The following is a 22042-nucleotide window of genomic DNA, read 5'->3' on the forward strand; positions in this document are numbered from 1 at the left end:
CCGCGCAGGTCGGCGACGAATGACAGACTGACGCCATGGACGAGCGCACATTCGGCAGGTCTCAGCAGCACGCATCCGTCGTAGGACTCGGCACCTGGCAGCTGGGGGCCGACTGGGGAGACGTCGACGACAAGGAAGCCCTGTCGGTGCTGGAGGCGGCGGCCGAGTCGGGCGTCACCTTCTTCGACACGGCCGACGTGTACGGCGACGGACGCAGCGAGCAGACCATCGCCACGTTCCTGCGGAGCAGGCCCGACCTCCATGTGCTGGTCGCGACGAAGATGGGCCGCCGCGTCGACCAGATCCCGGAGAACTACGTCCTCGACAACTTCCGCGCCTGGAACGACCGTTCCCGCCGCAACCTCGGCATCGACCGCGTCGACCTCGTCCAGCTGCACTGCCCGCCGACCCCCGTCTACTCCACGGACGAGGTGTTCGACGCCCTCGACACCCTGGTCGAGGAGGAGCGCATCGCCCACTACGGCGTCAGCGTGGAGACCTGCGAGGAGGCGCTCACCGCGATCGCCCGGCCCGGTGTGGCGAGCGTGCAGATCATCCTCAACGCCTTCCGCATGAAGCCCCTGCGCGAGGTGCTGCCCGCCGCCCAGGAGGCGGGCGTCGGCATCATCGCCCGAGTCCCACTGGCCTCGGGCCTGCTGTCCGGCAAGTACACCAAGGACACCGTCTTCCCGGAGAACGACCACCGCACCTACAACCGGCACGGCGAGTCCTTCGACGTCGGCGAGACGTTCTCCGGCGTCGACTACACGACGGGCGTCGAGGCCGCCGCCGAGTTCTCCGCGCTCGCCCCCGAGGGATACACCCCGGCCCAGCTCGCCCTGCGCTGGATCATCGAGCAGCCCGGCGTCACCACCGTCATCCCCGGCGCCCGCTCGCCCGAGCAGGCCCGCGCCAACGCGGCCGCCGCGAAGCTGCCGCCGCTGTCCGAGGAGACCCTCGTTGCCGTCCGCGGAATCTACGACCGCCGGATCAAGGACCAGGTGGAGAGCCGCTGGTAGACCCTCGGTGCCGGGAACAGTCGAACGGCCGCTCCTGGCCCGTTTGAACGGTCGATTCATGGTCACCCGGATCCCCATGACGCAGGCAGCCCAGCGGACCGGACGCGATGAGACCGAAGAAGAGCGGGCCGACCGCATGTGGGGCGAGCTGATCCAGGAGATCCGCGTCGCACAGACCGGTGTGCAGATCCTGTTCGGCTTCCTGCTCACCGTCGTGTTCACCCCGAAGTACGACGACCTGGCCCACACCGACCAGGTCATCTACATCGTCACCGTCGTCCTGGGCGCCTCCGCGACCGGTGCCCTCATCGGGCCGGTGTCCCTGCACCGCCTCGTCTCGGGACGGCGCATCAAGCCGAAGGCCGTGGAGTGGGCCTCGCGCCTGACCTTCGTGGGCCTCGTTCTGCTGTTGCTGACGATGACGGCGGCCCTGCTGCTCATCCTTCGGGTGGCGACCCACGACGGCTGGGTGCCCTGGCTCGTCACGGCTGTCGTGGCCTGGTACCTGCTGTGCTGGTTCGGGGTGCCGCTGTGGACCCGGCGCCGCTATACGACGAAGTGAGGGCCGATCCGGCGAGCTGCCGGTCGTGCAGACGTGAGAGCAGCAGCACCGACACCGTGGCGCCGATCAGCGCGCAGAACATGTCCCACTGGGTGTCCCACACATCGCCCTGCGTGGCCAGGAAGGCGTCCGCCGCCTGACCTCCGACCACCGCGGCGGCCCACTCCAACATCTCGAAGACGGCACTGAAGGCCAGACACGCGCACACCGTCAGCGGCGCCAGCCAACGGCTGCCCCGCAGCGGCGAAGTACGGCTGAGCAGCTCCCGCACCAGAACCGCCGGCACGAAACCCTGCATCAGGTGGCCGAAGCGGTCGTACGGATTGCGCTCCAGACCGAAGGTGTCCCGCACCCAGTCGCCGAGCGGGACCTGCGCGTAGGTGTAGTGACCGCCCACGATCAGCACGAGCGCGTGGACCGCGAGCAGACAGCACAGCAGGTCGGTCAGCGGGAAGCGGCGCCAGGTCAGCACGATCAGCGGCAGCCCGACCAGGACCCACACCGTCTCCAGGAACCAGGTGGTGCGGTCGCGCGGGCCCCACGCGGACAGGGCCAGCGCGGCGACCACGGCCCAGGCGAGCAGGACGGGCAGCGGCCGTCGGACAGCGGTCATGAGGGGCTCCTTCGCGTAGGTGCCCTCATCGTCGGGGTCGGGGTCGACGGCCGCATGAGTACGGCTACTCAGCCCGTGTGCGCATCAGTACGGCTCAGCCCCCCGCGATGACGGAGGCCAGGAACTCGTCGACGCAGACCTCCTCCCGCCCCGGCGGCACGATCTCGCGGGTCTCACGCAGGAAGGAGGCCAGGGCCGGGGCCCACGCGAAGACCACGGCGTGCTGGCGGCCGCCGTCGGAGCGGGCGTCGCCGTAGAACTCCATGCGCAGTTCCTCCCACACGCCGGTCGAGACGGGGCTCAGCCGCACGTCCCCGACTCCGACCGGACCGCGCAGCCCGTCGGCGAGCATCTCCCGGTCCAGCCGCCACCGCGCCAGCACCCGGCCGTCATGGCTGAACACCACGGTGACGGCGAACGGGTCCGCCGCGTCGTACCCCAGGTGGGCGAGCACGGGGCAGCGGCCCGTGTCGCCCGACTGCAGTTGCACGACCAGAGTCTTGTGCGCGGTCCTGTGGACGAAGGAGTTCACCTGGAGGCCTCCGGGGAGAACGACGTAGAGCCCTCTAGTACCCCTCCCACGGCCAAGATGCTCAGCCTTCCGGGTGATTCCCCTTCGCACCGCGCAGGGCCGTGATGCACGAGGCGATGGCCTGCTGGAGTTCCTCCAGCTGCTGGACCATGTCGTCCTCGTAGAAGTCCTGGGCGTCGTCGAAGGTCAGCTCCTCGAACACCTTCGTGGCCTTCTGGAGGCTGCTGTAGAACTTCGTCCGCCGCTCCTGGACCCGGAGTTCGGGATCGGCCTCCACGGCCTCGGCGACGAGGGACTTCATGGTGTCGAAGGCCTCGGCCGCCCACTCGCCGGTGTCCTCGTCCTCCTCCAGCTCCTCAAGGAGGGACAAGTGCCGCTCGGCCTCCTGACGCAGGTCGACGGGTGCGTCGATGGTCTGGCCGGCCGGCGTCTTGACCTGCCCGGACTCGGCGATCTGGCGGACGTAGCCGATCCGGTCGGCCGCCCGGCTCTCGGTGGCCACGGCCTTCTTCAGGTCGTCCGTGCGCACGACGTCCCGGGCCAGCGAGGCCTGCAGCTCCGGGTCCTCCTTGATGCGGTCGAGCAGCGCGCTGCGCGCGGCCCGCGCGGTGGAGGGGTCGGCGAGGATCGCGGCCCGCAGGGCGGTCGGGTTCTCGGCGACCTCCAGGGCCTTCGTCGGGCGGATGCCCTCGGCCTCGGCGGCCTCCGCGATGGCGGTGCCGCGCTCGGAGCCGGCGCTGTTGCGGGAGACGTAGTAGTCGAGCCACACGTCGGCGTCCGGAAGTTCCACCTCCTGGCCCGGTGCCAGGGCCTCGAAGTGCGGGACCATGCCGTCGTCGGCGGCCCGGTCCCAGGCCTTGTAGTAACGCATGACGCGCTCGGGCGAGCAGCCGGCCAGTTCGGCGAACTCCTTCGCGGACACCTTGGGTGTCTCGTCCGCGCTCTGGCCGCCGGGCCGCACACTGCGCGCCACCATCAGGCCGAAGGCCCATCCGCCGGTCCGCGCATACACCCCGAACTCGCGGGCGTCCCGGGCGACGAGGTCGTTCAGGGGCGCGGGGGCCGCCGAGGCCGATGCCTCGGTGGTCGTTTCGGCCGACTTCTCGGACGGGTCGATCGCTAGGGTCACGGGTGCTTCTCCTGGGCAGGCTGGTTCGGACCGCACAATGTGCAAGCCGGAAGCCTATTGCACCCTCAGGTACCGCCCGGGCGGCGCCGCCCGCTCAGCCGAGCGCGTCGCGCAGCGCGGGCAGCAGTGTCCTCGCCGACCACTCCAGGAACTCCGGCTGAGAGTCGCCGCCGATCTGGACCAGCGCGATCTCCGTGAACCCCGCCTCGGCGTACGGCCGTACGGCCTCGACGAAGTCGTCAGGGTCGTCACCGCAGGGAATGGACGCCGAGACGTCGTCCGGGGTGACGAACTGGGTCGCCGACTCGAACGCGTCCGGGTGGGGGAGCTCGGAGTTGACCTTCCAGCCGTTGCCGAACCAGCGGAACTGGGAGTGCGCCCGCTTGATCGCCGTGTCCCGGTCGGGGTCGTAGCAGACGGGCAGTTGGCCCACCCGCGGTTTGCCCTCGCCGCCGTGCCGGTCGAAGGCGTCGAGCAGGCCCGCCTTGGGCTCCGTGGCGATGACGAGGTCGGCGAGCCGGCCGGCCAGTTCGCAGGACTGCTCGCCCGAGACGGCCAGACCGATGGGCGGCGGCTCGTCCGGCAGATCCCACAGCCGGGCCGACTCCACGTCGAAGTGGGTTCCGCGGTGGTTCACATGGCCGCCCCGGAACAGCGCGCGGATGATCTCCAGCGCCTCCTCCAGCATCTCGTGCCGGACGTCGGCCGAAGGCCAGCCGCCGCCCACCACATGCTCGTTGAGGTTCTCGCCCGAGCCGAGCCCCAGCCGGAACCTGCCCTCCGAGAGCAGCTGCATGGTCGCCGCCTTCTGCGCCACCACCGCCGGGTGGTAGCGGAAGGTCGGACACGTCACATACGTCATCAGCGGAATGCGCGAGGTCGCCTGAGCGGCCGCGCCGAGCACGCTCCACGCGTACGGCGAGTGTCCCTGTGTCCGCAGCCACGGAAAGTAGTGGTCCGAGGTCACCGAGAAGTCGTAGCCGGCCTCTTCCGCCTTCACCACATGGCCGACGAGGTCACGCGGGCCGGCCTGCTCGGTCATCATCGTGTATCCGATTTGCACCATGGGGCCCGGGTCCCCGGTGGCCTCAGGGGAAAACGGTTCTTCCGAGGCCCTCTCGATCAAGACCGGTGGACGAGGCAGGATGCCCCCATGAGTTCCCTGCCCACAAGCACCCCCGCAGCCCAGGGCGTCGACGGCGCCGGCATACAGGCCTTCCTCGACGCCCTCGAATCCGACCCGCGGATCGAGCCGCACAGCCTGATGCTCCTGCGCCACGGCCAGGTGGTGGCCTCCGGCTGGTGGGCGCCGTACGCCCCGGACCGCGTCCACCTCCTCTACTCGCTCAGCAAGAGCTTCACGGCGACGGCCGCCGGGTTCGCCGTCGCCGAGGGGCTGATCCGGCTGGACGACCCGGTGATCTCGTACTTCCCGGAGTTCGAGGCCGACATCACCGACCCGCGCAGCCGCGCGGTGCTCGTACGGCATGTGGCGTCCATGGCCAGCGGGCATGTGGAGGAGACGCTGGACCGGGCGCGCGACCTGGACCGGGACGAGCTCGTGCGGGGTTTCCTGCTGGTCCCCCCGGACCGGGACCCGGGTACCGTCTTCGCCTACAACCAGCCCGCCACCTACACGCTCGCCGCGATCGTCCAGCGCGTGACGGGCCGCACGCTGACCGAGTACCTGCGGCCCCGGCTGTTCGACCCGCTCGGCATCGGCGAAGTGGCCTGGATCCACGACCGCACGGGCCGCGAGCTCGGCTTCAGCGGGCTGCACGCCACCACCGACGCCATCGCCAGGCTCGGTCTCCTCCATCTGCGGGGCGGGGTGTGGGAGGGCGAGCGGCTGCTGCCCGAGTCCTGGGTGACCGAGGCGACGCGGGTCCAGATCTCGCACAGTCAGGCGCCGGAGGACGGCTGGTCGGACTGGCAGCAGGGCTACGGCTTCCAGTTCTGGATGGGTCGGCACGGCTACCGCGGGGACGGGGCCTACGGGCAGTCCTGCGTGGTGCTTCCCGAGCAGGACGCGGTGCTCGCGATGACCGCGGACACCGTGGAGCTGCAGAAGGTCCTGGACCTGGCCTGGGAGCATCTGCTGCCCGCCTTCGGACCCGGCCCGCTGTCCGGACGGGAGGCGGCCGACGCGGTCCTGGCCGACCGGCTGTCCCGGCTCGCCCTGCCGCCCGCCGAGGGCAAGCCGTCCCCTTCGGACCGGGCGGCGGAGTGGGACGCCGCTTTCGCTCCCTCCGGCGGCTCGTGCGCTGACCAGCCGACCCTGACCGCGGTCGAGGTGGGCCCGGGCGGCCGGGTGATTCTGGTCGACGACGGCGACCGGCTGGAGCTGGGGTTCGCAGGGCGGGAGGCCGGCTGGACGGTCGTCGAGGAGCCCGTGCCCGTCGCGGTGAGCGGCGGTTGGACCGACGCGGAGACCCTCGTCGTCGACGTGGCGTTCCTGGAGACGCCCCACCATCTGCTGGTGACGTGTTCGCTCGGGGACCGGACCTTCACCGCGCGCTGGCGCACCCAGCCCCTGCACGGCGGCCTGCTGCGGCGGATGCGGGCGCCGCGCGGCTCAGTCTGAGGGCAGGTCGAAGGTGGTCAGGAAGGTGTCGAGCGCCTCCTGGTTCGCGTCGTCCTTCCAGTCGGCCGCCGGAGCCGTCCAGCGCAGTGAGTAGCCGCGGCCCTCGCCGATGAGGAAGCCGCGGCCGAAGGTGCGCACCCGGGCGCCGTCGACCTCCTCGATCCACTGCATGTCGGCGGCCTCCCGGCCCTGGTAGGTCGTGGCGCGGATGTCACCGAGGCGCTCGTAGCCGGGGTTGTCCCGGAGCCCCGGCTCCACGTCGTCGCGCCAGACGGCCACGGCGTCCGTACCCACGGCCTTGCTGTAGGTGACGGCGAGCGTGCGCGGATCGCCGGCGGCGCCGAAGGTGACGCGGTAGGCCAGGTCATCCTGGCGCGAGGTGTCCAGCGGCTTCCATCCCTTGGGGAGCGCGATGGAGAAGCCCTCGGGGGAGTGGTACTCGCGGTAGCCGGGCGGCAGACCCGCGCCGGCAGTCGGGGACGCCGACTTGGTCGGCGTGGGCGTGGGCGTCCCGGGCGGGCTGGGGCTCTCGTCGGTACGGTTCCCCGGTGCGGTGGCCGACGGGGCGGGTGACGTCGGTGCCGGGGCGGCGGCCGAGGCGGATGCGGACGGGGCGGGCGCCTCTCCGGTCGTCGCGCTGTCGGTGCCGGGCAGCGTATTGGTGACCGTGAGGACGGCGGCGGCCACCGTGACGACGGCCAGGGCGGTTCCCGCGATCAGGAGCCGACTGCCGCGGCCCTGGGCCACGCCGTGCGTGCCGCGCAGCCGCGGCCGGGGCTCCTCAGGCAGGGCCGCTTCCGGGTCCTCGCTGAGGACCCGGCGGAGGGCGTCGCGCACAGCCGAACGGGTCAGCCGCTCCTGGGAGTTCTTGCGCAGCAGCCCCTGCACGGTCTGGGTGAGCGGTCCGGCGCGCACCGGCGCCCGCAGGGGCAACCGGTCGACCCCCTTCAGAGTGGCCGCGGGACGGTCGCGGTCCCGGAAGGGGGGACGCCCCTCGGCCATCGTGTAGAGGATCGCGCCCAGCGCCCACAGGTCGGTGGTCGGCCCGATGCGTTCGTCGCGGGCCTGTTCGGGCGAGGCGTACGACGGCGCAGAGAGCCGTGGGGCGAGCGTCGCGCCGGCCAGACCGAAACCCGTGACCACGACGGTGCCGTCGTGCCGTACGAACACCTGGCACGGGCTGAGCTCGCCGTGTGTGATGCCCTCGCCGTGTGCCGCCTCCAGCACCTCAAGGAGCTCCAGACCGATGTGCGCGGCCCACACATGGTTGAACGCCCCCTGCTGGCCGAGGAGATCGCTGAGCGGGACGCCGTCGACGGGCTCGGTGACGGCCCACAGGACACCGTCCTCCACCACGGCGTCGACCACCGCGGCGATCCGGCCGGGCACCAGCACCCGCATCCTCTTGGACATGCGGACCACACCCGCCGCGGTCCTGAGCGCGGTCTCCTCGTCCGTGCCGGCCGGAAGACCGATCTCGGTGAGCAGAAAGGCGCGTTCCGTCGCGACGTCCTCGCCGTACCAGCAGGTCCGGTTGGTCTCCCGGTGCAGGACATCCAGGGGCCGGTAATGCCCGGCGACCAACTGGTGTGTGGAGACGTGCGCCTTGACCATGGTCATCCCTCGCTGAACCTGAACCCCTGGCTCTCAACTTGCCCACAGGTACGGCGGGTGCGGCGCGGTGTGTTCAATCAAAACCGCAACCGATGGAATCCGCTTTCCGGTCGCCCATATCTGACTCTCAAGTCAGTAGAACCGCCTGGTGACGGACAGGATGTGCACATCGGCCCACGCCATGACATCGGCGCTGGTCGCGTCGCCGCCGCACACCACAAGGCCCAGTCGGCAGCCGTCCCCGACCCGCTCCAGCACCCGGCAGGCAAGAGGACACCCGGCCGCCGTCACGGTCTCCACCGACCGGGCAGGCGCCGCCGGTCAACTCGGCATCAGAGATCGCGTCGCAGGAGGTAGTCCACCAGAGGCCGCAGCTCGTGCGCCGGCTCGGCGGATGCGGGACGGTGTGCCTCGGCGGGGGCGGCCGATCTGCCACCGCATTCCTCGACCAGGTCGGCCATCTCGCGAAGGGACCCGTCCGACTCCAGCAACCGTGCCGGGCGTGCGGCCGCGTGCGCCGGTGACTCCGGTGCCGCCAGCACCGGGAACGTCTTCTTCCGCTCCCGTAGGTCGCCGTGCACCGGCTTCCCGGTGACCAGGGGATCGCCCCAGATCCCCAGGACGTCGTCGACGATCTGGAACGCCACCCCCAGATGCCGTCCGGTCCGGCCAGGAGCGGCCACCGTGGCCGGCGGCGCCCTGCCGAGCAGGGCGCCCAGCGCCGCCGCGCAGCCCAGCGGCGCCCCGGTCTTGCGCTCGGCCTTGGCCCGGTACTCGTCCGTACACAAGGGGCGGACGGAGCCGGACGGGTTGCCTGTGAGGCGCGGATCCCCGTCTGGGGCCTCAGTGCTGCTGCGCCTTCTGCGGGGTCGCCTCGCTCGGCCGGACGACGACGTATCCCGAGCCCTGCAGCATCAGCTGCACCGATTCGCCGGAACCGCCCCGCAGCATCGACCCGATGGACTGCGAGCGGTGCAGCGAGGTCCCGAGGCCCGCCGTCCAGCCGACCACCGCGTCGGTGTCGACGTACACCGGGAACTCCGGTGCGACCGGGATCACCAGCGGGTCGCCCTCGCAGACCAGGCCGAGCCTGCCGTGGCCCGTGAAGACGCTGTTGAACAGTCCGCCGCCGGCGATGCCCGCGCCCTTCACGGTCGAGATCCGGTAGGCCAACGAGGCGTCGAAACAGAGAACGTTGCGCCCGTTGACCGTGAACTCGTCGCCCGGTTCCACATCGACGATGAAACAGTTGTGGGCCTCGTGCGCGAACCAGGCCTCGCCCTGCCCGCGCACCGACATCAACGGCAGGCCCTCACCGGTGACGGCCCGCTTGAGCATGCCGCCCACGCCCTGGCCCTTGCGTTCGAACTGGAGATTGCCGCGGTAGGCGACCATCGCCCCCTGGCGGGCGAGCATCTCGCCGTGCACCGCGTACCTGATGCACTTGGAGTTCTCGACCGTCATGCCCGGCGCCGTGGCCGGCTGCACCATGTGCTCACTGGAAAACAGGTCACCCTTCATGAGGGCATCCTGGCCCGGAGGGGTTCCTTCCGCCAAGATCGCGGCACAGGTGTCGTGTTGGGGGCCGCTCAGGCGCCGAACAACTGGGTCCAGTACGTGCCCGCCGGGCCACCGCCCGCGAAACCGATCCCGATGTGGGTGAAGTCGCGCTTGAGGATGTTGGCTCGGTGACCGGGGCTGTTCATCCAGCCCTCGACGACCTCGGCGGCCGAGCGCTGGCCGCACGCGATGTTCTCCCCGATCGAGCGCCGGGTGGAGCCCGCGGCGGCGGCCCGGTCCCAGGGCTGGGTGCCTTCGGGCGAGGTGTGGGAGTAGAAGGCGCGGCCCGCCATGTCGGTGCTGTACGCCTGCGCGGCCCGGGCGAGGAGGGGGCCGACGGCGAGGGGCGGCAGACCGGCCCTGGCGCGCTCCCGGTTGGTGAGGGTGACGACCTCGTCGGCGGTCCTGCTCAGGTCGCCGGGGGTGAGCGGCTTGGCCCACAGCGCCGTCCAGTACGTGTCGCCGGAGCGGCGGGCACTGGCATACGCCAGGCCGGTGTGGGTGAAGACGGGGTCGAGAAGGGTGCGCCGGGGCTGTTCGGTGCGCAGGCAGTAGTCGACGAACTCGGACGGGTTGCGAGGACCGGAGACGAGGTGCTCGCCGACGGTGATGTACGTGTACCCGGTGCCGGTGAGCCGCTGGTGGACGGAGACACCGTCCGGGCCTTCGGTGCCGAGGCGCCGGGCGGCGGCCATGGCGGTCACGTGGGCGCGGGCGGCGTCGGTGAGACGGGTGTCGAGGGCGACCGGGGCTGAACCGGCCGCCGTGCGCGCGGAGTTGACCAGGGTGAGGAACTTGGCCAGGTCGGGGGAGGGGGCGGACGCCGGGTGGGTCATGCGCGGGCCGTACGGCACCGGGCGTGTCGGAGGCGGCGGGTGTCCGGCACGTGACCCCGAGGGCGCCGCCGGGAAAGCCGGATCAGTGGCCGGAGGTGTCCCGGATGTCGCGGCCGACGCGGAGGGCACCGCGGCCGACGGCCCGTCGTCCACGACTTCCACCCCGAAGTCCCGGGCCAGCCCCGCCAGTCCGTCCGCGTACCCCTGCCCCAGTGCCCGCAGCTTCCAGCCGTCACCCCGCCGGTAGATCTCCGCGAGCAGCAGCACGGTCTCCTGACGTGGCCGGGGCGGTGCGAACCGGGCGAGCCGGCGACCGCCCGCCCCGGTGAGCTGAAGGACCGGGGCGGGCAGGCGGCCCAGGGGAGTGCCGGGGTCGGCCGGGCTGACGATCACCGTGACCCGGGTGGCGCCGGCTCGCAGTGCCCGGGGCTCGACGGTCAGTGTGCCGTCGGTGAGCCGGGCGCCGGGAGCGGAGGGCTGGTTGTAGAACACGAAGTCGGCGTCGCCCCTGACTCTGCCGCCGTCGTCCGTCACGAGGGCGGACACGTCGAAGGGGCCGGGCACCCGCACGGTGACGGCCCCTTCGGGGAGGGGCAGGTTGCCCCCGGGGACCAACTCGCTCATCGTGCCGCCCTGGTGTCGTCGCTCGCTGGGAGAACGCCCACCGGGGCACGGGGGTTCCCGGCCCGCCCGCCGTCCTCAGTCCAGCGTGAGCGCGGGCGCCACGTCCTCGCGCCGCTCCACCGGTGCCCTCCTGCGCGGGGTGTTCCCCGTCTTGCCGCGCGGAGTCTTCGTCGCCTTGCCGCAGAACGCGGAGTCCAGGGTGCGCAGCATGGTTTTCAGCACCGTGCCGTTGTTGGAGGTGTTGGCGACCGCGGCGAGACTCCGCCTGCCGTCCTTCGAGGCGAAAGCGTACGTGTAGAAGCCCTGGACGGCCCCGGTGTGGCCGTACACCGAGACACCGCACGACAGGTCCTGGCGGCGCAGCCCGAGGCCGTACGCCTGACCGGTCCCCGCCGGCATCCACCGTTCCATCTGCGCCAATTGCGCGGCCGAGGTCAGCCGCCCGCCGAGCAGCGCGGACAGGAACGTGTCGAGGTCCCGGGTGCTGGAGACCAGCGCGCCCGCGCTCTGCGCCCACGACACGGTCTGTTCGGTCGCGTCGACCAGCGGGGCGCCCGTCTCGTCCGGGGTGAGGTAACCACGGGCGTGACGGCCGGGGATCTTCATGCCCGGGTGCACATAGAAGGTGTCGCCCAGCTTCAGCGGCTCGATGATCCGGTTCTGGTACTCGGTCCGCACCGGGTTCCCGGTCAGCTTCTCGATCAGCATCCCGGCGACGACGAAGTTGGTGTTCGAGTACGAGTACACCGCGCCCGGCGCGTTCGTGCGGGGCCGCCGCAGCGAGAGGTTCACCAGTTCCCCGGGGGTGAAGACCTTCTTGCGGACCGCCTCGAACCCCGGAGCTGACTTCGTGAACATGTCGTTCGTGTAGTCGTACAGGCCGCTGCGGTGGCCCAGGACGTGCCGCACCGTGATCCGGTCGTCGGGCAGCAGCCCCGGCAGGTAGCGGTTGACCGGCGCGTCGAGCGTCAGCTTCTTCTCGTCGACCAGTTGCAGCAGGACGACGGCGGTGAAGGTCTTGGTGACGCTGCCGATCCGGAACCGGTCGGCGCCGTCGATCGCCCGACCGGTCCGACGGTCGCCGATGCCGAGGGTGACCCGGGAGACCGTGCCGTGGTCGTCGATCCGGGCCGTCGCCCCCGGCGCGCCCTGTCTCAACGCCGTCTGCAACACGCCCCGCAGACCGGCGAGATCCGGCGCGGGCTCATGGGGCGCGGCATGGGCGGGGGCCGCGAGAAGGGGCAGCAGAACCGTACCCGCCAACGTGCCGCCGAGCATTCCTGCTGATCTCATCCGGCTCTTCTCCTCCACTGATTCACAGCAACGGCACAGCCAATCCTGCTTCTTTTATTGACGTCGGAAAAGAATCCTCATAGGTTCCCGGCCATGCGCCCGACCCCTAGCGCCGAGACGTTTCCCGTCAACACCCCCGCCGCCTCACAGGTGTTCACCACCGTCCTCTCCCACGGCCCCCTCGCCCGTCTGGAGGTGGCCCGGCGTGTCGGACTGTCAGCGGCCGCCGTCACCAAGGCGGTCCGCCCGCTGATCGAGGCCGGATACCTGGTGGAGGGCGCGGACGAGGAGGCTCGCCCGGCCCTCGGGCGGCCCGCGAACCTCGTGCGCGTCGACGGCGGGCGGGCCCTGTTCATCGGCGTCAAGGTCACCGGCGACGAGATCATCGCGGTCCTCACCGACCTGTGCTGCCGCATCCGTGCCGCCCGGCACCTGCCGCTGCCCGACGGCGAACCCAGGACGGTGCTCGCGGGCATCGCGGAACTCGTCCAGGAGCTCCTGGCCGGGACGGACGGCTCCACGGCCCCGGTGCTGGGCCTCGGGATCGCCGTCTCCGGCGACGTGGACCGGGGCGAGGGCACCGTCCGCTACTCGCCGTTCCTCAGGTGGCGTGACGTACCGCTCGCCGAACTCGCCGCCATGACCACGGGATTGCCGGTCACCGTCGACAACGACGTACGCGCCCTGACGGTCGCCGAGCAGTGGTTCGGCGCCGGGGCGGGCCTGTCCGACTTCGCTCTGGTGACCGTCGGCGCCGGCATCGGATGCGGCTTGGTGGTGCACGGCCGGGTCGTCGCCGGGGCGCACGGAGTGGCCGGCGAGATCGGGCACGTCACCGTCGACCCGGCCGGTCCGCGCTGCCACTGCGGCAACCGCGGCTGCGTCGAGGCCATAGCAGGGGAGGCCGCGATCGTCCGGCAGATCCGCGAGGCCACCGGCGTCCGACTCACCGGCGCCGACCAGGCCCTGGCCCTGGCCCGCGAAGGAGTCCCTGGCGCCCGGGACGTCTACGCGCGCGCGGGCGAGGCGATCGGCCGGGGCATAGCCACCGTCGCCAACCTCCTCGGCCCCGAGCGCGTGATCATCTCCGGCGAGGGGCTCGCCGCCTACGACCTGTTCGCCGAGCAGATCCGCGATGCCTTCGTCGCGGCCGCGTTCGGTTCCGCCGCCCAGTGCGACGTCCGCACCCGCCCGCTGCCCTTCGACGAGTGGGCCCGCGGAGCCGCCGCCACCGCCATCCAGTCCTTCATCGCCCCGAGCCGCTGAACACCCGACATCCCTTGGAGGTACGGCCCATGCGGTCATCCTCGTACTTCGCCCTGCCCGCGAGAGCCCTGCTGGTGCTCGCCCTCGCCGCGGTCGCCGTCCCCACGGCCCACGCCGCCGACACCACGACCGCCGTCCCCACGGCCCACGCCGCCGACACCACGACCGCCGTTCCCATCGCCCACGCGGCCGACACCCCGGCCGCCGCCCTCGCCGCCAAGCCCTACATGGGCTGGTCCAGCTGGAGCATGCAGTCGTCCAAGTACCCCGGCCTCAACCCGGACGGCGACTACAGCTACCTCACCGAGGCCAACGTCCTGAAGCAGACGGACGCGATGGCCGCCAAGCTGAAGAAATACGGCTACGAGTACGTCAACATCGACGCCGGCTGGTGGATGGACAAGACCTGGAAGTCCGGGTACGACCAGTACGGCCGCCAGAAGCCCGACCCGGTCCGCTTCCCCAGCGGCATGAAGGCCGTTGCCGACCGCATCCACGCCAAGGGACTCAAGGCCGGCATCTACCTCCCGGCCGGCCTGGAGAAGGGGGCCTACGGCGACGGCAGGACGCCGATCTGGAACGCCGAGGGCTGTACCACCGCCGACATCGTCTACGACGACCTGCGCACCACCAACGGCTGGGACAGCGCCTACAAACTCGACTTCTCCAAGCCCTGCACGGCCAAGTACATAGACTCCCAGGCCCAGTTGATCGCCGGGTGGGGCTACGACTTCCTCAAACTCGACGGAGTCGGTCCCGGCTCCGGGAAGAACGGCGACCAGTACGACAACGTTGCCGACGTGGCCGCCTGGCACCAGGCCATCGCCGACACCGGCCGGCCCATCCACCTCGAACTCTCCTGGTCCCTCGACATCGGACACGCCGCCGACTGGAAGAAGTACTCGCAGGGCTGGCGCGTCGACACCGACGTCGAGTGCTACTGCAACACCCTCGTCAGCTGGGAGAACTCCGTCGACGACCGCTGGGACGACACCCCCGCCTGGACCCGGCACGCAGGACCCGGCGGCTGGAACGACCTCGACTCTCTCGATGTCGGCAACGGCGAGATGGACGGCCTCACCAAGGCGGAACGGCAGAGCTACGCCACTCTGTGGGCCATCGCCAAGTCCCCGCTCTACACCGGCGACGACCTCACCCGCCTCGACTCCTACGGCCTCTCCCTGCTGACCAACCGCGAGGTCATCGCGCTGAACCAGGGCCCCAACCCGCCCGCACGCCCCGTCACCCCGTCCGACCCGCAGCAGGTGTGGGCCGCCAAGAACCCCGACGGCACCTACACCGTCGCCCTGTTCAACCTCGCCGACGCCCCCGCCGCGGTCACCGCCGACTGGGCAGCCCTCGGCTTCACCGGCAAGGCCGCCGTCCGCGACCTCTGGAACCAGGAGAACCTCGGCACCTACAAGAACAAGGTGACCCAGGCCCTGCCCGCGCACGGCTCCCGTCTCTTCACGGTGACCCCGCACGGTCAGCAGCTCACCTGGACCGCGGTCGAGGCCGAGTCCTCCGCCAACACCCTCACCGGCAACGCCTCCGTCGCCGACTGCTCCGCATGCTCCGGCGGCCACAAGGTCGGCAACCTCTACGTCGGCGGCAGGCTCACCTTCAACGACATCGTCGTCGCCAAGGCCGGCACCTACCAGATCAGGGTCGCCTACATCAGCGGCGACTCCCGCTCGGCCGACATCTCCGCGAACGGCGGAGGCGCCACCCGCCACAAGTTCCCGGCCACCGGCGACTGGGGGACCGTCGAGACGGTCAGCGTGCCGGTGACCCTCAAGGCCGGCTCCAACACGATCGCCGTCGACAGCGGCACCGGCTACGCACCCGACATCGACCGCATCGACATACCGAAGTCGTGACCGAGCACTCACGAGCCCCAGGAGCCGCCATGACCACCGAACCGTCCAGACGCAGTGTCCTCGCCGTCACCGCCGCGACCGGCGCTCTCACCGTCCTGCCGCAGTTCACGGCAGCCGCCGATACGCCTGCCCCCACAGATGGTTCACGCCATCAACTCTGGTGGCAGGCCCCCGCCGACGAGCACTCGATGATCGAACAGGGACTGCCCGTCGGCAACGGCCGCCTCGGCGCCCTCGCGAGCAACGACCCCGGCCGTGAACTCCTCCTCGTCACCGACGCCACCCTGTGGACCGGAGGCCTCAACGACACCCTCGACTCCGACGGCCAATTCCCCTACGGCCGCCAGGACTTCGGCTCCTTCACCCTGCTCGCCCGGCTCACCGTGGACATTCCCGACCACGACCTGTCCGCCGTCTCCGGCTACCGCCGCACCCTGGACCTCGCCGAGGGCGTCAACGCGACCTCGTACGTCCGCTCCGGCGTGACCTACCGACGGCAGATCTTCGCCAGCCACCCCGACGACGTCATCGTCCTGCACTTCACCCAGAGCGGGGGAGGCCGCTACACCGGCACGATCACCCTGGAGGGCACCCACGGCGAGGAGCCCGCGGTGTCCTTCGGGGACGCCCTCCCGAACGGCCTGAGATACGGTGCCGCCGTCACGGCGTACGGCAGCGGCGGCCATGTCTCCGTGGACGGCCCGCACATCACGTTCACCGGGTGCGCGGACCTCACCGTGGTGCTGAGCGGCGGCACCAACTACGCGCCCGACGCGGCAGCCGGTTTCCGGGACACCTCCCTCGATCCCGAGCAGCTGGCCCGCACCAGGGTCAGGGCCGCCGCCCGCCACTCGGCGAACACCCTGCTCCGCACACACACCACCGACCACCACGCCCTCTTCGGACAGTTGGACCTCTCCCTCGGCACCTCCTCCGCCGAGCAGCGCTCCCTCGACACCTGGGAGCGGATCCGCGCCCGCGCCCGGGACGGCGAGCCGGATCCCGAACTGGAGGCCCAGTACCTCCAGTTCGGCCGCTACCTGATGATCGCGGGATCACGAGGCAGCCTGCCCCTGGGCCTCCAGGGACTGTGGCTCGACGGCAACGACCCGGACTGGATGGGCGACTACCACACCGACATCAACATCCAGATGAACTACTGGGCGGCCGACCGGGCCGGCCTGTCCCAGTGCTTCGACGCGTTCACCGACTACTGCGTCGCCCAACTCCCGTCCTGGACCGACCTCACACGGAGACTGTTCAACGACCCTCGCAACCGCTACCGCAACTCCACGGGCAAGAACGTCGGCTGGACGGTCGCCATCTCCACCAACCCCTACGGCGGCGGCGGTTGGTGGTGGCACCCGGCGGGCAACGCCTGGCTGTGCAACTCCCTCTGGGAGCACTACGAGTTCACGGCCTCACGGGCCCACCTGGAGAAGATCTACCCGCTCCTGAAAGGTGCCTGCGAGTTCTGGGAGGCACGGCTGCTGACCATGACCCTCCCCGGCACCTCACGGGAGGTCCTCGTCGCCGACAGCGACTGGTCGCCCGAGCACGGGCCCCTGGACGCCAAGGGCATCACCTACGCCCAGGAACTCGTGTGGGCCCTGTTCGGCAACTACTGCACCGCCGCCGCCCAGTTGAAGAAGGACACGACGTTCGCCGCCACCGTCGCCGGTCTCCGCAAACGCCTCTACCTCCCCCAGGTCAGCCCCACCACGGGCTGGCTGGAGGAGTGGATGTCCCCCGACAATCTCGGCGAGACCACCCACCGGCACCTGTCCCCGCTCGTCGGCCTCTTCCCCGGCGACCGCATCCGCCCCGACGGATCCACCCCGGCCGAGCTCGTCGAGGGCGCCACCACCCTGCTCACCGCACGCGGCATGGAGAGTTTCGGCTGGGCGAACGCCTGGCGCGGTCTGTGCTGGGCCCGGCTCAAGGACGCCGACAAGGCCTACCAGCTGGTGGTGAACAACCTCCGCCCCTCCAGCGGGGGCAGCAACGGCTCCGCGTTCAACCTCTTCGACATCTACCAGGTGGAACAGGGCCGCGGAATCTTTCAGATCGACGCCAACCTGGGTACTCCGGCAGCGATGATCGAGATGCTGCTCTACTCCCGCCCCGGCCACCTGGAACTTCTGCCCGCCCTGCCCGACGCCTGGGCCGCCTCGGGCTCCCTCTCCGGAGCAAACGCACGCGGCGGCTTCGTCGTCGATCTACGCTGGCGGGATGGGAAACCGACCGAAGCACGGATCCGCAGCGTCGGCGGCCGCACCACGACGGTCGCGTACGCGGGGAGCGCTCGCACCGTGACGCTGAAGCCGGGTGCCGCCGTCACTCTGAAGGGCTTCGGCCGATGAGGCGTCGGACAGCCCGGGGCGCCCGGCTGCTCGCCGTCACGGTAGCCGCCGCCGCGTTCCAGGCCACGCCCGCACCCGCCCTCGTCAGCCCGCCCGACGGGGTGATCACCTGGGGCACCAGCGCCTACGGCATCGGCGAGGCGGCAGCCGACCGCGGTTACCGCATGGTCGTGCACACCAGCGTCGGCGGCCGGGACCCGCGCATCCGGCTCTCCAACGCCTTCGGGGACCGGCCGGTGACCTTCGACAGCGTCTACGCCGGCCTCCAGCTGAAGGACGCCGAGCTGGTGCGCGGCACCAACCGGCGGCTCACCTTCGACGGCTCGTCCTCCGTCACCGTGGAACCCGGCACCACCGTGTACAGCGACCCGCTGTCCGGGCAGCTGGACGCCGAGTCGAACCTGGTCGTCAGCCTGCACACTCCGGACGGGGCGGGCCCGGTCACCGGCCACTGGATGGCCATGCAGACGTCGTACGCCACTCAGGGAGATCACACCGCCGAGGAGAGCGGCAGCCAGTGGACCGAGACCGTCGGGTCCTGGTTCTACCTCGACGCCGTCTCGGTGCGCACGGCCGCGGCCACCGGTGCCGTGGTCGCGCTCGGCGACTCCATCACCGACGGCTGGCAGTCCACGACCGACCGCAACCGCCGCTGGCCCGACTACCTCGCCCGCCGCCTCCAGAAGGCGCACACCGCGGTCAAGGGGGTGGCCAACGAGGGGATCTCCGGCAACAAGGTGCTGGCCGACGGCGCCGGGCCGAGCGCCCTGAACCGGCTGGACCGGGACGTGCTCTCCCAGCCGGGTGTGCGTACCGTGTTCCTCTTCGAGGGCGTCAACGACCTCAAGGCACACAGCGGCGTCACCGCACAGGACCTGATCGGCGGCTACCGCCAGATCGTCGACCGGGCCCACGACGCCGGCAAGTGCGTGGCCGTCTCCACCATCGCCCCGTTCAAGGGGTGGCCGGAATGGGACCCGGCCGCCGAGGCCGTACGGCAGGAGGTCAACGAGTTCATCAGGAGCCACCGCGAGGAGTTCGACGCGGTCACCGACTTCGACCACGTCCTGCGCAGCCCCTACGACCACGAGCGGATGCTGCCCTTCTTCGACGGCGGCGACCACATCCATCCGGGCGACAAGGGAATGCAGGCGATGGCGGACGCCGTCGACCTGAACAGCCTGGACTGTGCCCGCGACTGACAGCCGGTCAGCCGTTGCCCGCCGTCTCCGGGGCGATCAGCCCCTCGCGGTAGGCGACGGCCACGGCCTCGGTGCGGCTGGCGGCGCCCAGCTTGGCGAGGATGTTGGAGACGTGCACGCTGGCCGTCTTGCCGCTGATGAACAGCTCCTCGCCGATCTGCCGGTTGCTGCGGCCGCGAGCGAGCAGCCGCAGCACATCCTGCTCGCGAGCCGTGAGCGGGGACGCGGTGGGCGGGGCATCGGCCAGCCTGCCGCGCCGGATCAGCTCGTCCACCTGCTCCAGCAGCACTTTTGCCCCGAGCCGGGCGAACACCTCGCGAGCGGCACGTGCCTCGACCGCGGCCTCCTCACGACGCTCGGCCGCGAGCAGGGCCTCGGCGTACCGCAGCCGACAGCGCGCCAATTCGTACACGTCACCGAAGTCGAACGCGGCGACCGCCTTCGCCCACGCCGCCGCGTCCGGGCCGGAAATGGCCCGCGTCCACTCCGCCTCGGCCCGCGCCAGCCACGCCTGCCCCTCCGGCCCCTGCGGTACTCCGCCGTGCACGGCGAGGGCCCTGGCCGACGCCAGCAGCTCGGTCGCGGTCTCCGCCCACCGATGCGCTCCTTCCTGGTCTCCCCTGAGACGCAGATCGGTGGCCCGGTCGGAGACCGCGGACAACGCGAGGGCGGCCAGCCGGACGGTGACGTGGGGACGCGTACCCGCGTCGTCGGTGAGGACCGTGACGGTGGACCGCATCCGCTCCACGGCCGCCTCCGCATCACCCCGCAGGGCCGCCGCGTCGGTCAGCGCGATTCCCGCGACGAGCGTGGCCATCCAGTCGAACGGCCCCTCCAGCAGTGTCCGGGCCCGGTCGACGGCCCTGAAGTCACCGCGCGCGAGCGCCACGTAGAGCGCGGGCGCGACCCTGTACCCACCGGCCGCGGGCAGCACCTCGGCATCGGTGCTCGCCGCCCGGACACAGTCGTCCCAGCGGCCCAGCGTGTACAGCACCAGCAGATGGAGATAGCGCATCTCCATCGGATACGGCGACGACAGCAGCCCGGCCCGACGGGCGCGGTCCAGCCCCTCCGTGATCCAGGGCAGACACTCTTCCAGGTGCCCGGACTCGAAGGTGCCGACGGCGAGATTGAACAGCGCACGCATCTCCACCGGCGCGTTGCCCGAACTGCGGGCCAGCTCCCACGCCCGCCGCAACCCCTCCCGACCCTCCACCGAGCGACGGCCGCCGCCCTCGATGACCGCCAGGGAGATCAGCAGGTCCGCCTGGGCGTCGGTCACGCCCAGCTCCTCCGCCCTGCCGAGGGCCAGCCGGGCGACCCGCAGCGCGGTCTCGTTCTCCCCGACGTGGCGGGCCGCCAGCACATGTGTCGCCGCGGCCCACACCCAGGTACGGGACGGGGGATCCGCGGGGATCATGTCGAGCGCCTCGCTGCTGTAGGCGAAGGCCGCGGTGAGGTTGTCGACGGTCATCAGGTTCCCGGCGAGCGTGTAGCGCACCAGGGCGGCGAGTTCGGAGTCCGCCTCCTGGCCGACACCGGCGAGCGCGGCCCTCGTGAGGGAGACCGCCCGGTGCAGTTCACCGGTGTGCGCGGCCGCCGCCGAGGCCCGCAGCATGAGCCGTACCCGGTCGACCCCCTCACCCGTGGGCCGCGCGGACGGCTCCACAGCCGACCACAGATCGAGGGCCGCCTCCAGATGCCGTAGCTCCTCGGCGGGCGCCCCCACCCGCAGGGCATGGTCGGCGGCCTCCAGGGACGCGGCGAGCGCGGGGGCCAGCTCATGGCTCTCCCGGTAGTGATGGGCCCGCTCCGCCGCGCTCTTGGCCCGGTGCCCCCGCCCGTCGAGCAGCCGGGCGAACGCCCCGTGCAACCGCGCCCGCTCACCCGGCAGCAGATCGGCGTACACAGCCTCCCGGGCCAGGGCGTGCCGGAACGCGTAGGTGTCGCCGTCCCCCGGCACCAGCAGCTGCCGTCCGATGGCCTCCCGCAGTGCGGCTTCCAGCTCCTCCTCGGGCAGCCCTACGGCGTCCCGCAGCAGGTCGTGCTCGACCCGCCGGCCGGCCACGGCGGCCGTACGCAGCACCTGCTGAGCGGTGTCCGACAGCTGCTCGAACCGGATCAGCAGCACATCCGCGAGCCCACTGGGCACCCCGCCGTCCCCGCTGCCCGTGGCGGCGAGCAGTTCCTCGGCATAGAAGGCGTTGCCCTCGGCCCGCTCGACGATCCGCCGCACCGTGGTGTCCGGCAGCGGCCCTTCCCGCAGCGCCCGCACCAGCCGCGCCACCTCGGCGTCGCCCATCGGCCGCAGCTCCAGCCGCTCTACGGCGGGCAGCCGCACCAGCTCGGCGAGCAGCGGACGCAGAGGATGACGCCGGTGCAGGTCATCGGCCCGGTAGGAGGCGAGCACCGCCAGCCGATGCGTGGGCGCCCCGCCCGCCGCCCGCTGCAAGATCCCCCGGCTGAGCAGAAACCGCAACAGATCCCGTGACGACTGATCGGCCCAGTGCAGATCCTCCAGGACGAGCAGCAGCGGAGCGATGTCCGCCAGATCGGCGAGCAGCCCCGCGATCCCCTCGAACAACCGAAGCCGATCGCCGGAGTCGCCGGTGGAGCCACCACCCAACAACCGCTCCACCACCGGATACGCGCCGAGAACGTCGGCGAACCGCTCATCCTGGGCGAGAGCCCCCAACACCTCGGTGAACGGCAGATAAGGCAGCCCGACATCCCCGAGATCAACACAGTGCCCGGTGAGCACGGTCATCCCGGCCCGCGAAGCCCGCTCCGCGACCTCGTCCAACACCCGCGTCTTCCCGACACCGGCGTCCCCGGCGACGAGCACGGCACGAGCCTCCCCCCTGCGGGCCCGCTCCAGCACACCGGAAAGCCTGCCAAGCTCGTCGTCCCGCCCGATGAGCGGAGCACTGATGGAGATCTGCGACACGACTACATCCTGGCACGC

General features: G+C 71.4%; 18 protein-coding genes. 7 read left to right on the forward strand and 11 right to left on the reverse strand.

What is annotated here, in order from left to right; genetic code table 11:
• Positions 1–35 precede the first annotated feature (35 nt).
• Both ACI2L1_RS30755 and ACI2L1_RS30760 read left to right on the forward strand, forming a co-directional pair.
• Positions 36–1019 carry an aldo/keto reductase gene (locus ACI2L1_RS30755; protein ID WP_404742655.1) on the forward strand — a complete coding sequence of 328 codons (984 nt, stop codon included), beginning with the start codon at positions 36–38 and terminating at the stop codon, positions 1017–1019.
• Between the two features lie 76 nt (positions 1020–1095).
• Positions 1096–1581, forward strand: coding sequence for a DUF6328 family protein (locus ACI2L1_RS30760; RefSeq protein ID WP_404742656.1), 486 nt, complete (start codon positions 1096–1098; stop codon positions 1579–1581).
• Here the strand turns inward: ACI2L1_RS30760 and ACI2L1_RS30765 are convergent.
• The 4 genes from ACI2L1_RS30765 to ACI2L1_RS30780 all read right to left on the reverse strand — a co-directional run bounded on the left by ACI2L1_RS30765 (position 1502) and on the right by ACI2L1_RS30780 (position 4921).
• Positions 1502–2194 (reverse strand): DUF2238 domain-containing protein, encoded by a 693-nt coding sequence (locus ACI2L1_RS30765; protein WP_404742657.1) that lies wholly within the window; start codon positions 2192–2194, stop codon positions 1502–1504. The two genes, ACI2L1_RS30760 and ACI2L1_RS30765, sit on opposite strands and share 80 nt — an antisense overlap.
• Positions 2195–2288: 94 nt before the next feature.
• Entirely contained in the window at positions 2289–2726 is a 438-nt protein-coding gene (locus ACI2L1_RS30770) for an SsgA family sporulation/cell division regulator (RefSeq protein ID WP_404742658.1), read from the reverse strand.
• Between the two features lie 61 nt (positions 2727–2787).
• The gene (locus tag ACI2L1_RS30775) at positions 2788–3855 is read right to left on the reverse strand and encodes a hypothetical protein (RefSeq protein WP_404742659.1); all 1068 of its coding nucleotides are present in this window, start codon (positions 3853–3855) and stop codon (positions 2788–2790) included.
• Positions 3856–3949: 94 nt separating this feature from the next.
• The gene (locus ACI2L1_RS30780) at positions 3950–4921 is read right to left on the reverse strand and encodes an LLM class F420-dependent oxidoreductase (RefSeq protein ID WP_404742660.1); all 972 of its coding nucleotides are present in this window, start codon (positions 4919–4921) and stop codon (positions 3950–3952) included.
• 87 nt (positions 4922–5008) lie between these two features.
• Between ACI2L1_RS30780 and ACI2L1_RS30785 the strand changes: the two genes are divergently transcribed.
• Positions 5009–6439, forward strand: coding sequence for a serine hydrolase (locus tag ACI2L1_RS30785; protein ID WP_404742661.1), 1431 nt, complete (start codon positions 5009–5011; stop codon positions 6437–6439).
• Here the strand turns inward: ACI2L1_RS30785 and ACI2L1_RS30790 are convergent.
• The 6 genes from ACI2L1_RS30790 to ACI2L1_RS30815 all read right to left on the reverse strand — a co-directional run bounded on the left by ACI2L1_RS30790 (position 6431) and on the right by ACI2L1_RS30815 (position 12351).
• Positions 6431–8059, reverse strand: coding sequence for a serine/threonine protein kinase (locus ACI2L1_RS30790; protein WP_404742662.1), 1629 nt, complete (start codon positions 8057–8059; stop codon positions 6431–6433). The two genes, ACI2L1_RS30785 and ACI2L1_RS30790, sit on opposite strands and share 9 nt — an antisense overlap.
• Before the next feature lie 126 nt (positions 8060–8185).
• A complete protein-coding gene (locus tag ACI2L1_RS30795) occupies positions 8186–8344 on the reverse strand; it encodes a hypothetical protein (protein WP_404742717.1) in 159 nt (52 codons plus the stop codon).
• A gap of 41 nt (positions 8345–8385) precedes the next feature.
• Positions 8386–8841: a polyprenyl synthetase family protein gene (locus ACI2L1_RS30800; protein ID WP_404742663.1), complete on the reverse strand. Its 456-nt coding sequence runs from the start codon at positions 8839–8841 to the stop codon at positions 8386–8388.
• A gap of 55 nt (positions 8842–8896) precedes the next feature.
• Positions 8897–9574, reverse strand: a complete 678-nt coding sequence (locus ACI2L1_RS30805) for an AIM24 family protein (protein WP_404742664.1) — start codon at positions 9572–9574, stop codon at positions 8897–8899.
• Positions 9575–9642: 68 nt separating this feature from the next.
• Positions 9643–11073: a CAP domain-containing protein gene (locus ACI2L1_RS30810; RefSeq protein WP_404742665.1), complete on the reverse strand. Its 1431-nt coding sequence runs from the start codon at positions 11071–11073 to the stop codon at positions 9643–9645.
• Positions 11074–11148: 75 nt separating this feature from the next.
• Positions 11149–12351 (reverse strand): serine hydrolase domain-containing protein, encoded by a 1203-nt coding sequence (locus ACI2L1_RS30815; RefSeq protein ID WP_404742715.1) that lies wholly within the window; start codon positions 12349–12351, stop codon positions 11149–11151.
• Between the two features lie 108 nt (positions 12352–12459).
• Between ACI2L1_RS30815 and ACI2L1_RS30820 the strand changes: the two genes are divergently transcribed.
• From ACI2L1_RS30820 to ACI2L1_RS30835, 4 genes are read left to right on the forward strand one after another with little or no spacing between them, the layout of a single operon-like run.
• Entirely contained in the window at positions 12460–13632 is a 1173-nt protein-coding gene (locus ACI2L1_RS30820) for an ROK family protein (protein ID WP_404742666.1), read from the forward strand.
• A gap of 29 nt (positions 13633–13661) precedes the next feature.
• A complete protein-coding gene (locus ACI2L1_RS30825) occupies positions 13662–15512 on the forward strand; it encodes an alpha-galactosidase D (protein WP_404742667.1) in 1851 nt (616 codons plus the stop codon).
• A 29-nt stretch (positions 15513–15541) separates the two neighbouring features.
• Positions 15542–17875, forward strand: a complete 2334-nt coding sequence (locus ACI2L1_RS30830) for a glycosyl hydrolase family 95 catalytic domain-containing protein (RefSeq protein ID WP_404742668.1) — start codon at positions 15542–15544, stop codon at positions 17873–17875.
• Positions 17872–19077 (forward strand): SGNH/GDSL hydrolase family protein, encoded by a 1206-nt coding sequence (locus ACI2L1_RS30835; RefSeq protein ID WP_404742669.1) that lies wholly within the window; start codon positions 17872–17874, stop codon positions 19075–19077. The genes ACI2L1_RS30830 and ACI2L1_RS30835 overlap by 4 nt, the downstream gene beginning before the upstream one ends.
• 7 nt (positions 19078–19084) lie before the next feature.
• On the opposite strand, the gene ACI2L1_RS30840 is transcribed toward ACI2L1_RS30835, so the two are convergent.
• On the reverse strand, positions 19085–22024 hold the full coding sequence (locus tag ACI2L1_RS30840; protein WP_404742670.1) for an AAA family ATPase: 2940 nt from the start codon (positions 22022–22024) through the stop codon (positions 19085–19087).
• Positions 22025–22042: the final 18 nt, after the last annotated feature.

The organism is Streptomyces sp. NPDC019531, assembly GCF_044903305.1.
Classification (GTDB): domain Bacteria; phylum Actinomycetota; class Actinomycetes; order Streptomycetales; family Streptomycetaceae; genus Streptomyces.

What these genes read in the sequence shown, in the direction of transcription:
- ACI2L1_RS30755 (WP_404742655.1), top strand. Translation starts at nt 36, where the DNA reads ATGGACGAGCGCACATTCGGCAGGTCTCAGCAGCACGCATCCGTCGTA.
- ACI2L1_RS30760 (WP_404742656.1), top strand. Translation starts at nt 1,096, where the DNA reads ATGACGCAGGCAGCCCAGCGGACCGGACGCGATGAGACCGAAGAAGAG.
- ACI2L1_RS30765 (WP_404742657.1), bottom strand. Translation starts at nt 2,194, where the DNA reads ATGACCGCTGTCCGACGGCCGCTGCCCGTCCTGCTCGCCTGGGCCGTG.
- ACI2L1_RS30780 (WP_404742660.1), bottom strand. Translation starts at nt 4,921, where the DNA reads ATGGTGCAAATCGGATACACGATGATGACCGAGCAGGCCGGCCCGCGT.
- ACI2L1_RS30785 (WP_404742661.1), top strand. Translation starts at nt 5,009, where the DNA reads ATGAGTTCCCTGCCCACAAGCACCCCCGCAGCCCAGGGCGTCGACGGC.
- ACI2L1_RS30790 (WP_404742662.1), bottom strand. Translation starts at nt 8,059, where the DNA reads ATGACCATGGTCAAGGCGCACGTCTCCACACACCAGTTGGTCGCCGGG.
- ACI2L1_RS30805 (WP_404742664.1), bottom strand. Translation starts at nt 9,574, where the DNA reads ATGAAGGGTGACCTGTTTTCCAGTGAGCACATGGTGCAGCCGGCCACG.
- ACI2L1_RS30810 (WP_404742665.1), bottom strand. Translation starts at nt 11,073, where the DNA reads ATGAGCGAGTTGGTCCCCGGGGGCAACCTGCCCCTCCCCGAAGGGGCC.
- ACI2L1_RS30815 (WP_404742715.1), bottom strand. Translation starts at nt 12,351, where the DNA reads ATGCTCGGCGGCACGTTGGCGGGTACGGTTCTGCTGCCCCTTCTCGCG.
- ACI2L1_RS30820 (WP_404742666.1), top strand. Translation starts at nt 12,460, where the DNA reads ATGCGCCCGACCCCTAGCGCCGAGACGTTTCCCGTCAACACCCCCGCC.
- ACI2L1_RS30825 (WP_404742667.1), top strand. Translation starts at nt 13,662, where the DNA reads ATGCGGTCATCCTCGTACTTCGCCCTGCCCGCGAGAGCCCTGCTGGTG.
- ACI2L1_RS30830 (WP_404742668.1), top strand. Translation starts at nt 15,542, where the DNA reads ATGACCACCGAACCGTCCAGACGCAGTGTCCTCGCCGTCACCGCCGCG.
- ACI2L1_RS30835 (WP_404742669.1), top strand. Translation starts at nt 17,872, where the DNA reads ATGAGGCGTCGGACAGCCCGGGGCGCCCGGCTGCTCGCCGTCACGGTA.